The sequence below is a fragment of the Sphingobacterium sp. UBA3549 genome (genome assembly GCF_002376635.1).
Lineage (GTDB): Bacteria > Bacteroidota > Bacteroidia > Sphingobacteriales > Sphingobacteriaceae > Sphingobacterium.
In genome coordinates this window covers 39,265-52,464 of sequence record NZ_DFOE01000020.1, presented here as the reverse complement: position 1 = coordinate 52,464, position 13,200 = coordinate 39,265, and the positions used below count along the sequence as shown (strand labels likewise).

Below are 13,200 nucleotides of genomic sequence, written 5' to 3'. Positions count from 1 at the left end.
TCTTACAAATGAAAACAGTAATTTTGTAATGATTTCCATCTTATTTATGGCCAAATTTGTAGTACAAATTAAACATCAGTTATGGCTACAGCTATTTATAAAGATACGATTTATATACCTATAGAGGATGTTGAAAGCGAACATTGTGCTTCAATTATCGAAAAAGGCCTAGCTCAGGTTAAAGGTTTGGCGAGCTATCGGGTAGAATTGAACAATCAAAGAGTTGCTATCGTACCAGAAGATCGTGAAGCCGTTGTTAGCAGCGTAAATACAATCAGAAATCTTGGTTATGGTGTTTCCACATTGACGAAAACATTTCCAGTTCTTGGGATGACTTGCGCCTCATGTGCCGTTAGTGCCGAGAGTATGGCAAAATACGAACAGGGTGTTGTTAATGCAGCTGTAAATTTTGCGACAGGAAATCTTACTGTTGAATATGTTCCGGGTGTGACAGATCCTTTAAAAATCCAAAAGGCGGTCCAAGCTGGTGGTTATGATCTGTTAATCGAAGAGGAATCCACACAGCAGGAAACTTTGGAGGCTATTCACGCCGAGAAATTCCGTAAGCTTAAGATCAAAACACGGTGGGCAGTATTGCTGTCACTTCCCGTAGTGATCATTGGTATGTTTTTTATGGATATGCCTTATGCTAATCCCATGATGTGGTTATTTTCGACCCCTGTGGTTCTTTGGTTTGGGAAGGGCTTTTTTGTCAATGCGTGGAAACAGGCAAAACACCACTCGGCCAACATGGATACACTCGTTGCATTAAGCACAGGAATAGCCTATATTTTTAGTGTATTTAACATGCTTTTTGCTGAATTTTGGCATCAACGCGGTTTGCATGCACATGTATATTTTGAGGCAGCTTCAGTTGTTATTGCTTTTATTTTATTGGGCAAACTACTGGAAGAAAAGGCGAAAGGCAACACCTCATCGTCCATTAAAAAGCTAATGGGACTACAGCCTAAGACGGTTATGGTCGTTCAGTCTGACGGTACACAACTTCAGGTACCGATAGCAAATGTGAATGCAGGTAACATCATTTTGGTAAAACCAGGAGAGAAAATCGCAGTCGATGGTATTGTTATCGGTGGAAATTCTTATGTCGATGAAAGTATGTTAAGTGGGGAGCCAGTTCCTGTTTTAAAAATGGAAAATGAACACGTGTTCGCAGGGACCATCAATCAGAAAGGCAGCTTTCAGTTCATAGCCACAAAAGTTGGTAAAGAAACCATGTTGGCAAATATTATTAAAATGGTACAGGACGCGCAGGGGAGTAAAGCACCCATGCAAAAGCTGGTTGATCGAATTGCTGCTATATTAGTTCCTGTTGTCATTGGTATTGCTATTTTAACTTTTCTACTGTGGTTTACATTGGGTGGGGAAAATCATCTGGTGCAGGGATTATTGGCTGCAGTAACGGTTTTAGTGATAGCCTGCCCCTGTGCATTGGGCTTAGCAACACCTACGGCCATCATGGTCGGTGTTGGCAAGGGAGCGGAGCAGGGTATTTTAATTAAGGATGCGGAAAGTCTAGAGCTAGCCAAAAAGGTAAATGCCATTGTGTTGGATAAAACCGGAACCATTACGGCGGGAAAGCCTATGGTAACTGACGTGTATTGGAAGGATAATACGGATAAATTAAAAGGCATCTTGTTAAGCTTGGAGAAACAATCGGAACATCCTTTGGCAGAAGCTGTTGTAGGGTATTTTAAGGATGTGATAGTTACTCCAATATCTTTTATCGAAAGTATCACAGGGAAAGGTGTAAAGGCTAGTGACGGCAATGAAACCTATTATGTTGGGAATCGAAGGCTGTTAGATGATAATCGGATCACCATTCCGACGGAATTGATGGACCATGCCACGCAATGGGAAAATCAATCTAAAACAGTGATCTGGTTTGCCAATAGTCAGACTGCATTAGCTGTCATTGCCATTGCAGACCAGATTAAGGAAACTTCTGTACGTGCCATCAAGGAGATGCAGGCAATGGGAATTGAGCTATATATGCTGACTGGTGACAACCAGGCCACAGCCAGGGCAATTGCTGCTGAAACAGGTATTCAACATTATAAAGCGGAAGTATTGCCTGAGCAAAAAGCTGATTTTATTAAAGAACTACAGGAAAGAGGTCGGGTTGTAGCTATGGTTGGAGACGGTATTAATGACAGTACAGCTTTAGCGACAGCAGATGTCAGTATTGCCATGGGAAAAGGAAGCGATATCGCAATGGACGTGGCAAAAATGACCATTATTTCTTCTGATTTAACGAAAATACCACAGGCAATCCGACTTTCGAAACAAACAGTCGCAACGATTAAGCAAAACTTGTTTTGGGCGTTCATTTACAATTTGATTGGGATTCCGCTCGCTGCAGGTATTATGTATCCATTCAACGGTTTCTTGCTAAACCCTATGATAGCCGGAGCAGCAATGGCACTGAGTAGTGTTAGTGTTGTCAGCAATAGCTTGCGGCTTCGCTGGAAAAAATAAGGTCATTAAGCATGGATTGGAAGCTTGCCATAAAGTGTAAATATGGTAGACCAAGATAGGAAAACTGCAAGTGCAGCCAAATGAATTATACGGGTATTCCCGTAGAAAAATAAATAGATTGATAACATTAAAATTAAATAACATGGAAAGCAAAGAACTTCAATTTAAAACAGACCTTAACTGTGGGGGCTGTGTGTCCAAAGTAAGCGCTGATCTGGATAGTATGGAGGGCATCTGTGAATGGAGTGTTGACACTGCGAATGCAGACAAGATCTTGACAGTAAAATCTGATGGTGTTTCAGAGGAAGAAATCCTTGAAATTATCAAAAAGAAGGGCTTTAATGCCACGGCATACTCTGCATAGTTCTTCAATAAATCTATAGAAGCGCTGTTATTAAACCTCACCTTAAAAGTTAGACAAAACTTTTAGGGTGTTTTTTTGAGGTATGAAAGGTGCTGGTTTATTCACTTTTAATTCCCTGAAAAGCGCTTGCAATTTTTTAATTTTATTTTTATTGTCGCTTATTTTGTTTATAGTCAGCGACTTAGATTGTGTAAGGATATGTGACATTTGCGGCCCCGAATAATTAAGATTAAATTAGCTCATGCTTTGAAAAATTGGCCCCCAAGACTATAAGGTTGAGAAGATATACGAATTTTTGATCTAGGCTTTTGGCTTTACTTCAAAAAAACGCTTAGCGAGGGAGGATTTATTTGTAAATGAAATAATTTTAATGAAACAAAAGACAATGAGTATAAGGTTTAATAGCAGATCTATTTTTTTTGGACTTGTCGCGTTATCGACCGGTTTATTTTTTGGCTGTGGAAATCCAGGTACTAAAAATGAGGTCAAGACCGAAAAGGTGGAGGAACCTGCTGAAGTTAGTGCACCTACAACCCAGGAGTTATCTTTTAAGGATAAAGAGGGTAAGGTTCTTCCATTAAGTGCTTTAAAAGGTAAGGTCGTGTTTATCAATTTCTGGGCGACCTGGTGTCCTCCATGTATCCATGAACTTCCTTCGATTGACCAGCTTAGGCAATCGCTTAAAGATCATAAGGATATCGTTTTTCTCATGGTAGATGTTGATGGCGACATGGAGAAGTCTTCCGCATTTATGGCAGAAAATAAGTATGACCTACCTCTTTATATAGCAGCGGGGGATATTCCTGCAGAATTCTTAGGACAGTCCATACCGACAACAGTCATCCTGGATAAAGCTGGAAAGATCGTAGAACGCCTGGAGGGAAGCCGTGACTATGGAACTCCTGAGATAAAAAAAGCATTGCAGGATATCGCAAGTGGCAGCTAACGATCAACTGTTGCAATCGCTATTTTCTATAGATGGAGAATAGAATTTGAAAAGAAAAACAGTATTTTCGCGTTGTCAAGTTAATTTATAGCGATGTCCGAACTTCAAGAGCAGACTGCAGTCAGAACGACTTATTTTAGTATTGTGGGTAATGCATTACTGGCCTTGTTAAAATGGCTAGCAGGTTTCTTCGGAAACTCCTATGCGCTGATTGCGGATGCCATTGAGTCAACAGCGGACATTTTCTCTTCATTTTTAGTGCTTCTTGGTTTAAAATATGCGCAGCGACCTGCCGATGACAATCACCCTTATGGTCATGGTCGGGTAGAACCCCTTATTACATTTATTGTCGTTGGCTTTCTCATTGTTTCCGCAACCATAATCGCTTATGAAAGTATTGAGAATATAGGAACGCCACATGATCTACCCAAACCCTGGACGCTACTTGTGCTGGGGGGAATTATTGTTTGGAAGGAGGTTTCCTATAGAATCGTTATGAAGAAAAGTAAAGAAACGAATAGCTCTTCACTTCGTGCGGACGCTTGGCACCATCGAAGCGATGCGATAACATCAGTTGCAGCTTTCATTGGGATATCTATTGCATTGTTGCTCGGAAAAGGATACGAAAATGCGGATGACTATGCGGCATTATTTGCTGCTGGATTTATACTCTATAACTGTTATCATATTTTCAGACCAGCGCTTGGCGAGATCATGGATGAAAATGTCTACGATGAAGTCATTGATGATATCCGGAAAGAGGCATTAAAAGTTGAGGGGATAAAAGCGACAGAAAAATGTTTTGTTCGTAAATCCGGAGCGAAATATCATGTCGATCTCCATGCTATTGTCGATAGTGAAATTACAGTACGAGCAGGGCATGAGCTGGCGCATCAACTTAAGGACCATCTGAAAGCACATATTCCTGACCTTGGTCATGTGATGATACATATCGAACCGAACGAATGCCGCTGGGAAGGAAATTAAAAATGGCAGCACATATCTCTTTTCTCGAACGGTGCCGCCATTTGATTTTTTATAAACTTAGGTGTTTTCTGCTTCAAGCAACTCGATCTGCCATTTAATCTGATCAGCTTGAATAGGGTAATTGACATGATTTCTTAAGCTTTCATAAATAGCTTCAAATAGCTGATTATAATCTCCTTTATGTGGGGTTACGAAAGATTCATGTTTTTGATTAGCGGCATCTATGGTCACGAGTTTCCCTTCGAGTCCTGCTGGCTCAAGGCCATAAGATGGATCGTCAGGTAGCATACCATCCAGCAATTGCTGTTCTTGCACATCCGTCATGTTTTTGACAAAACTTCCTTTTGTACCATGTAGGACAAAGGCTGGTTCTGGAGAAGCGACCAGCAGACTGCCCGTTAAGTAGACGTTCAGTTCAGCTGGATAGTAGAGATGATAGTGAAAGTAGTCTGCAACTTTTGAATCTGGTCTGTTAATAGACGTCGTCTTGCTGAATTTAATCGGCTTTCCAAAAAGGGAGATTGCCTGATCGAGAAGGTGAGGACCGAGGTCATAGGTAATACCATTGGAAATATACTGCGTATCTTCCTTGAAGTATTTTTGTCCCAATTCCATTTTATAGCGATCAAATCTGAAATGCACTTCAATCAGCTTTCCTAATGCTCCACTTTCTATTACTTTCTTAAGATCTAAAAAATGACTATCATAGCGTCTATTTTGATAGAAAAATAATTGTTTTCCTTGTTGTTTACTAATGGCAAGCAGCGCATCGAATTGTGCGGAGTCATCGACAGCGGGCTTTTCTATCAAAACATGTTTCCCTGCTTCTAGGGCTTCTTTGGCATATTGAAAATGTGTATAGTTTGGTGTATTCACAATAACCAGTTCTATAGTATCGTCAGCTAGTAAGTCAGCTATAGTATCGTAACTTATTATTCCGGGATAGAATTCATGCGCGGCCTTTTTCGAGCGTTCCACAACGGCACTGAGATTGAAATGTGGATTGGTAGATATAAATGGTGCGTGAAAGACACGCCCAGACATGCCGAAACTAAGTATTCCTGTGTTAATTTGAGTATATTTCATTGTGTTTAAAATACGGCAGATTTCGCCAGTTATTATTTTATGCATGGACAGCTCAAGTGCTTTTTTATTATTTCGCCCATATCGATTTTCTATTTCTAACGTATTTTAGATAGCCGATTACGCAATTCTTTTGTCGTCAGTAGATAAACCGGAGAGCGCCGAGGAAAAGCGGATGTTCTACTATACTTGTAATGAATAGTAATGTTCCTGTTTTGAGATCATGCTATAAATATATAATTTTATACTGTGTATTGCAATATTCGGTTTTCTATTTATTTGAAGGTTAACAGCCTATTGCAAATGGAATGAGTTATTTGCCCTGAAATTGGCTTATTTTTTTAGCGTATAATGGATGGGCGTATTGAACGTTGATCAGCAATAATTTCGCTCATCTTCTATTGTAACCAATTATAATGTCCGCTTTTACAGGCTATTGTTAAAAGCAATATTAAAGTAATTAAAGTCAATGAAAATATGAATAATATCGTAAAAATTGCAGGCGCTATTCTGTTCGTCGTTTTAAGCGGCTGTAACGTACAGCGTAATGCACAGTTTAAAAAAGGAAATTGGGTATTTGGGGGCTTTGAGCGGCCCGAAGGCGTCAATCCAATTATTGAGCCAGATACGGGTTCGGTATTTTATGATCCAATTCTGAAAAAGGAAATTCGATGGGAGAATAACGATACCTTTAATCCTGCAGCGGTTGTTAAGGGAGATAGTGTGTATGTCATTTATCGTGCAGAGGACCGGACGGGAAAAGCGATTGGCCACCGTACCTCCAGGCTGGGACTAGCAGCCAGTGCAGATGGTATTCATTTCGAACGACTCAAAACACCGGTATTCTATCCTGCTCCCGACGACCAACAGGATAATGAATGGCCTGGTGGGACTGAGGATCCTCGGATAGCGCAAACAGAGGATGGGCGCTTTGTCATGTTTTACACCCAATGGAACCGAAAGGTGCCGCGCTTAGGTTTAGCCATCTCTTCTGATCTGAAACACTGGGTTAAATATGGACCTATTTTTAAAAAATCGAAAAATAAGCCCAATTTAATCAATGAGCCGCATAAATCAGCCTCAATTGTGACCGTATTGAAAGGCAATAAGCAGGTCGTTGCTAAAATCAACGGAAAATATTGGTTGTACTGGGGTGAGTACGGTGTTTATGGTGCCACATCCGATAATTTGATTGACTGGGAACCCGTACTAGACAATAGAGGAGCAATGAAACCCTTCATCTCTCCAAGGCATGGTTATTTCGATAGCGCATTGACTGAGTGCGGTCCTCCGGCAGTGCTTACGGATAAAGGAATTTTGTTGTTATACAATGGTAAGAATCATGCTGCGAAAGGAGATATGCGTTTTGCTAAAAACACCTATTCAGCGGGGCAGGTTCTATTTGATCCGCGAGATCCTACGCGCGTATTGGCGCGAATGGATGTTCCTTTTTTGCGCCCCATGGAATCTTTCGAGAAAAGCGGGCAATATATAGACGGAACGGTTTTTATCGAAGGATTGGTGTTTTTTAAACAAAAATGGTTTTTATATTATGGCTGTGCAGACTCTAGAGTTGCTGTAGCTATCTATAATCCGCGCTATCCAGCGCTAATGGATCCTGTACCTGGATTGTAAAAGGGAAGGAGTTGTACTTGAAATTTGTTTAGATTATGGGTAGCTGGTCAAAGAGAATTTATTTAGTTGGCTGGGAACCTACGAAATTAAAAAAGGCAGATCATTTGATCTGCCTTTTTGGGTAAGTAATCGGGCTCGAACCGACGACCCCTAGAACCACAATCTAGTGCTCTAACCAACTGAGCTATACCTACCGTGATTTTGATGATACAAAAGTACGATTAAACCCTATTCCCTCCAAATATTTGACTGAAAAAAAACAGCGTTTAAAGCCAACTAGGTGAAGATTAGTTTATTAAATTTTAATAAAAAACATCGAAACGCGTCCATATTGGCAGGAATGTTTACTTTATTAATCCAGAAGTTCCCGTTTGCTTTTCGTTTTTTACAAAAAAGGCGGTTTCTATTATAGAAACCGCCTTTTTTGTAAGGGAACTTATATTAAATCATTTCTACACTTCTCTTCACAAATGATGTTAGATCGGCTCCGGACAATAAACCTCTGGATAAGAGTGCTAAATCAAAAGCTTGTTTTGCCAGTTTTGAGCCCTCTTCGTCGGATGCTGATAAAATTCTTTTGATCAGTGGGTGGTTACCGTTGACGGTTACCTTATAATTGTCGGGCAATGAACCATAGAAATTCATACCACCACCACCTGTCTTGGCCATATCTTTCATTCGGCGCATAAATTCATCAAGCGTTACAGATACTGGCAGATCACCTTCATTTAACGCGTCAACTTCAACTTTCATATCTTGGCGTGAAATTGCTTTTTCGAAAACCTCCAGCGCTTTTTTGGATTCTTCTTCCGAAAGAGCCAGCTCGACTTTTTCGTCTTTCTGAATCAATTTATCGATAACGTCAGCATCCACACGTTTCAATTGAACCTTTTCACCGCCCTTTTGCTCCAAATAAGCAGCGAAGTGCGTATCCAGTGGGCCATCAAGCGTCAAGACATCATAGCCTTTATTTAAAGCAGTTTGGATAAAGCCATCTTGTTGGGCAGCATCATGTGTATATAAGTAGACAATATTTCCATCTTTATCTACTTGAATGTCTTTGACTTTTTCGTAATATTCTTTGATGGTGAAACTTTCGTTGTTCGTGTTTTTTACTAAACAGAAGTCATTTGCTTTTTCCGCAAATTTCTCATCGCTTAGCATACCATATTTGATAAATAAGCCGATATCCGTCCATTTCTCTTCAAAGCCCTTGCGGTCAGTCTTAAATATTTCGTTCAATTTGTCAGCCACCTTTTTGGTGATATAACTATTGATTTTCTTGACGTTGCTATCAGCCTGCAAAAATGAACGGGATACGTTCAATGGGATGTCTGGAGAATCGATCACCCCGTGAAGTAACATCAAGAATTCTGGAACAATATCTTTCACTTCGTCGGTAATGAACACTTGTCTAGAGTAAAGCTTAATTTTATTGCGCTGGATCTCCAGTTCATTTTTAACTTTAGGAAAGTAAAGGATACCGGTCAGGTTGAATGGGTAATCGACGTTGAGGTGGATCCAAAACAATGGTTCATCCATTGAATACGGATACAGCTCGCGGTAGAATGCCAGATAATCTTCATCTTTTAATTCAGACGGTGACTTTGTCCAGGCAGGATTAGTATTATTGATGATGTTGTCTACCTCTACAGATTTGTATTTTGGTTTTCCTTCTTCGTCTTCACCATCCGGTTCAGATTTGGTCTTGGTCCCAAAACGAATGGGTACAGGAAGGAATTTAGCATATTTATCTAAAATATCCTGTAAACGTGCCTGGCTTAAAAATTCAGTTGATTCTTCGTTAATATGTAAAATGACATCAGTACCACGTGTGGTTCTTGTTCCTGTAGAAATTTCGTAAGATGTACTACCGTCGCAAGTCCAGTGAGCCGGTTCTGCGCCATCCTGATAAGATAAGGATTGGATTTCCACCGTATCGGCGACCATAAATGCGGAATAGAAGCCTAAACCAAAACGGCCAATGATTTCATTTGCATCATTTGCTTCTTTGAATTTTTCCATGAACTCTGTGGCCCCTGAGAAAGCGATCTGGTTGATGTATTTTTTTATCTCCTCTGCTGTCATACCAATACCATTGTCGGAAATAGTGATGGTTTTGGCAGCTTCATCAAATTTTACATCTACAATCAATTCGCCTGTTTCACCTTGATATTGACCTAAAGAAGCCAGGCGTTTGATTTTTTGAGAAGCATCAACGGCATTAGATACCAGTTCACGCAAGAAAATTTCATTATCGGAATATAAGAACTTTTTGATTACGGGAAATATGTTCTCCGTGTGAATTGAAATACTACCTTTTTCTGGATTCATAATTTGTATGTCGCTATTTTTAATTTTATGATTTGTTAAAAACGTACAATCTGTGTTCCAAATCGGTTTTAGTAGGACATGATGGCAGGAAACTTCCCATTTTGTCATACATCTATGGGTCGCTTCTATCGGATCTTAAAGGGAACTGTCAGCAAGCGAAAGCCCCTTAGCCTAATTCAGGCTAGGGCTCTGTGGAAAGTTGGCAACATGTGCATATTTAGGGCCAAGTCCAATAATGGCATCCTTCCATAGCAATTCACCATTCCCTTCAAAAATGAGCTGATGGTGGTATTTATTCTGTACAGCCCAGCTATTCTCTTTGATTTCCCCGTCCAGTTGACCTGCAGACCATCCGGAATAGCCGATAAAGAATTTTAATTCGTCAGCTTTTATGCTATCCGTTTGGATGGCTTCGATAAGCTTCTCTTCATCGCCTCCGAAATAGATTCCAGGAGCAACTTCTTCGCCACTCAGCAATAAATCAAACCGGTTATGTACAAAAAAGAGGCTTTCCTGAGCCACGGGGCCACCCACGTAGATGGGAAAATTGCAATCCGGTATAGATTCCAATAATTGGCCTATGCGGACATTGGTTTGATTATTTAAAACAAAGCCGAGAGATCCCTCCGTATTGTATTCACATAGCAATATCACGGATCTGAGGAATCTAGGGTCTAACATAAACGGTTCGGAAATTAACAGACTTCCTTTTTGTGGGTCAAGTTCGGTAAACATATAGCGCGTATTTTAATGAGTTGTTGATCTAATCTTTTTTAATTAGAACTATGCGAGATTTGTGCCAAAATTGGGATTTTGTCAATTTCTACTAACTTTATAGAGAAAAAGCAATGATTTTAGTAAGTTTGTAGGACATAAATATAGGTTTCTATGTCCATTCAACATAAAGATATTGCAGCAATCAGACAGGATTACGTATTAGGTAGCCTATCTGAATCGGATGTGGATCGTGATCCAGTCCACCAGTTTAAAAAATGGTTTGATGCGGCTATTCACAGCGAGGTGACCGAACCCAATGCTATGGTGCTTTCAACCGTCTCTTCCCATCATTTGCCGTCCTCTCGAGTTGTTCTATTGAAGGATATTGTAGCAGAAGGTTTAGTCTTTTTTACAAATTATGAGAGTCGTAAAGGGGAAGACATGAAAGCTAATCCGCATGCTGCATTATTGTTTTTCTGGCCTGAATTACAGCGGCAGGTCCGGATCGAAGGTGTTATTGATTTTGTAAGTGAGGCCTATTCGGATGAATATTTTCAATCACGACCCAAAGCGAGCCGTATCGGTGCACTGGCTTCCCCGCAGAGCCACGAGATTCCAAACCGCAGTTTTTTGGAAAACAGGGTGGAAGAACTCGAACACCAATATAATGGAAGCGAAGCTGTACCTAGACCATCACATTGGGGCGGCTATCTGCTGAAACCGATTTATTTCGAGTTCTGGCAGGGACGTGCAAGCCGGCTGCATGATCGTATCGTTTATAAAAAAGTGTCTGATTCCTGGAAGATTACACGCATAGCTCCATAAATATGACATTTGACGAAATTAAATCGATGTTGGTTTCCAGATTTGGAACTCAAATTATTCTTAAGGAAGATCGCAATGGGCTGCAGCCTGCATTATTTATTGATAAGGCCGATATAATAGCCGTCTGTTTGTTCCTGAGGGATACAGAGGGGCTGTACTTTGATTTTTTAAGCAATCTTACTGCGGTGGACTATCAAACGCATTTTACCGTTGTTTATCATCTCAATTCATTGCCTTATCAACACGGTTTGGTCTTAAAAGTTGAGCTGTCTGGTCATCGTTCGCTGGACGAATTACCTGAGATTCCTTCGCTTACTTCGGTATGGCGTACGGCAGATTGGCATGAACGGGAAGCGTTTGACCTGATGGGAATTTATTTTGAGGGACACCCGGATCTTAGAAGGATTCTGCTTCCCGACGATTGGGAAGGGTATCCTCTGCGCAAGGATTATCAAGAGGCAGAAACATATCATGGCATTCATATTAATTGATCGAAATGGCGAATCCAAAATATAGAGAGGCATTAGTACGCTATGAAAAACACCTTACAGCGATTTCCAGTCAGGAAATGGTGTTAAACATGGGGCCTCAGCATCCTTCGACGCATGGCGTACTCCGGCTTCAGCTGATTACAGATGGAGAGGTTGTGAAAGAGGTTGTTCCACATTTAGGGTATCTACACCGCTGTTTTGATAAGCATGCCGAATCGTTAAATTATGCAAAGACCATTCCTTTTACTGATCGTCTCGATTATCTAGCCTCGATGAATAATAGTCATGCTTTCGTTATGGGTGTCGAACGCATGCTTGGTCTCGACAGTCGGCTACCCAAAAGAATAGAGTACATCCGGGTGCTGGTCTGTGAACTCAATCGAATTGCATCGCACCTGATTGCTATTGGAACATATGGCATTGATATCGGTGCAACAACGCCGTTTCTCTGGTGTTTTCGTGACCGTGAACACATTATGAATATGCTTGAGTGGGCTTCTGGTTCCCGGATGTTGTACAACTACATTTGGGTTGGTGGTTTGTTTTATGATTTGCCTGTTGGCTTTGAAGCACGTTGTGCAGAATTTATTGCATACTTCAAACCTAAATTGGTCGAACTGGATGAGATATTAACTCAGAATCAGATATTTATATCCCGTACGGCTAAAATAGGTGTACTTCCTGCGGACGTTGCGATAAATTATGGTGTATCGGGACCTATGCTGCGGGCTTCGGGTATAAAATGGGATTTGAGACGAATAGATGGCTATTCGGTTTATCCAGAGATTGATTTTGAGATACCTGTAGGGACAGGTGAAATGGGAACACTCGGTGATTGCTGGGACCGTTATAAAGTTAGGGTAGATGAGGTCAAGCAATCTGTTCGCATCGTTGAGCAATGCCTTGAACGATTGCAGAAAGATTTTAAACGTACAGCCGAATTTGATCCGCGGGCTCTCGTACCGAAAAAAATAAATTTGAAAGCTCAGGATTATTATGTGCGTGCTGAAAATCCGAAAGGAGAATTGGGTTTTTACTTTGTCACAAAAGATAAATCAGATATTCCATTGCGTGTAAAGTCGCGGGGGCCAAGTTTCAATAACCTTTCGGTGATTTCAGAACTCGGAAAAGGGGTGCTGATTGCTGATTTGATTGCGATCTTGGGGTCGATTGATATTGTTTTGGGTGAGGTAGATCGCTAATCTGCGGTAGTATGCGTGTTTAATAAACGATTTAGCAAATTTAGAATACACAATGTATTGAAAATGTTGCATAAAAACGCAAATAAATTTGTAATTGAGAGCAATTTTAATCATATT

General features: G+C 40.6%; 11 protein-coding genes and 1 tRNA gene. 8 read left to right on the top strand and 4 right to left on the bottom strand.

Annotation, left to right across the window (positions count from 1 at the left end):
- The first annotated feature begins 81 nt into the window (after positions 1 to 81).
- The 4 genes from B2W36_RS11210 to B2W36_RS11195 all read left to right on the top strand — a co-directional run bounded on the left by B2W36_RS11210 (position 82) and on the right by B2W36_RS11195 (position 4,796).
- A complete protein-coding gene (locus B2W36_RS11210; protein ID WP_293887797.1) occupies positions 82 to 2,499 on the top strand; it encodes a heavy metal translocating P-type ATPase in 2,418 nt (805 codons plus the stop codon).
- 142 nt (positions 2,500 to 2,641) lie between these two features.
- The gene (locus B2W36_RS11205; RefSeq protein WP_293887796.1) at positions 2,642 to 2,863 is read left to right on the top strand and encodes a heavy-metal-associated domain-containing protein; all 222 of its coding nucleotides are present in this window, start codon (positions 2,642 to 2,644) and stop codon (positions 2,861 to 2,863) included.
- A gap of 370 nt (positions 2,864 to 3,233) precedes the next feature.
- The gene (locus B2W36_RS11200; RefSeq protein ID WP_293887795.1) at positions 3,234 to 3,809 is read left to right on the top strand and encodes a TlpA family protein disulfide reductase; all 576 of its coding nucleotides are present in this window, start codon (positions 3,234 to 3,236) and stop codon (positions 3,807 to 3,809) included.
- Between the two features lie 93 nt (positions 3,810 to 3,902).
- Positions 3,903 to 4,796 (top strand): cation diffusion facilitator family transporter, encoded by an 894-nt coding sequence (locus B2W36_RS11195; RefSeq protein WP_209580279.1) that lies wholly within the window; start codon positions 3,903 to 3,905, stop codon positions 4,794 to 4,796.
- 57 nt (positions 4,797 to 4,853) lie between these two features.
- Here B2W36_RS11195 and B2W36_RS11190 read toward each other — a convergent pair whose 3' ends face one another.
- Positions 4,854 to 5,882 (bottom strand): Gfo/Idh/MocA family oxidoreductase, encoded by a 1,029-nt coding sequence (locus B2W36_RS11190; protein WP_293887794.1) that lies wholly within the window; start codon positions 5,880 to 5,882, stop codon positions 4,854 to 4,856.
- A gap of 474 nt (positions 5,883 to 6,356) precedes the next feature.
- Between B2W36_RS11190 and B2W36_RS11185 the strand changes: the two genes are divergently transcribed.
- Positions 6,357 to 7,514, top strand: a complete 1,158-nt coding sequence (locus B2W36_RS11185; protein ID WP_293887793.1) for a glycoside hydrolase family 130 protein — start codon at positions 6,357 to 6,359, stop codon at positions 7,512 to 7,514.
- A gap of 120 nt (positions 7,515 to 7,634) precedes the next feature.
- On the opposite strand, the gene B2W36_RS11180 is transcribed toward B2W36_RS11185, so the two are convergent.
- The 3 genes from B2W36_RS11180 to B2W36_RS11170 form a co-directional block, all read right to left on the bottom strand.
- Positions 7,635 to 7,708, bottom strand: a tRNA-His gene (locus B2W36_RS11180).
- A gap of 247 nt (positions 7,709 to 7,955) precedes the next feature.
- On the bottom strand, positions 7,956 to 9,848 hold the full coding sequence (htpG, locus tag B2W36_RS11175) for a molecular chaperone HtpG (protein WP_293887792.1): 1,893 nt from the start codon (positions 9,846 to 9,848) through the stop codon (positions 7,956 to 7,958).
- Between the two features lie 171 nt (positions 9,849 to 10,019).
- Positions 10,020 to 10,583, bottom strand: coding sequence for a YqgE/AlgH family protein (locus tag B2W36_RS11170; protein WP_209580265.1), 564 nt, complete (start codon positions 10,581 to 10,583; stop codon positions 10,020 to 10,022).
- A 153-nt stretch (positions 10,584 to 10,736) separates the two neighbouring features.
- Between B2W36_RS11170 and pdxH the strand changes: the two genes are divergently transcribed.
- Genes pdxH through B2W36_RS11155 form a run of 3 tightly spaced genes read left to right on the top strand, consistent with a single transcriptional unit; the run spans position 10,737 to position 13,083 of the window.
- On the top strand, positions 10,737 to 11,390 hold the full coding sequence (pdxH, locus tag B2W36_RS11165) for a pyridoxamine 5'-phosphate oxidase (RefSeq protein ID WP_293887791.1): 654 nt from the start codon (positions 10,737 to 10,739) through the stop codon (positions 11,388 to 11,390).
- Positions 11,391 to 11,392: 2 nt separating this feature from the next.
- Positions 11,393 to 11,881 (top strand): NADH-quinone oxidoreductase subunit C, encoded by a 489-nt coding sequence (locus B2W36_RS11160; protein ID WP_209580261.1) that lies wholly within the window; start codon positions 11,393 to 11,395, stop codon positions 11,879 to 11,881.
- Positions 11,882 to 11,886: 5 nt separating this feature from the next.
- A complete protein-coding gene (locus tag B2W36_RS11155; protein ID WP_293887790.1) occupies positions 11,887 to 13,083 on the top strand; it encodes an NADH-quinone oxidoreductase subunit D in 1,197 nt (398 codons plus the stop codon).
- Positions 13,084 to 13,200: the final 117 nt, after the last annotated feature.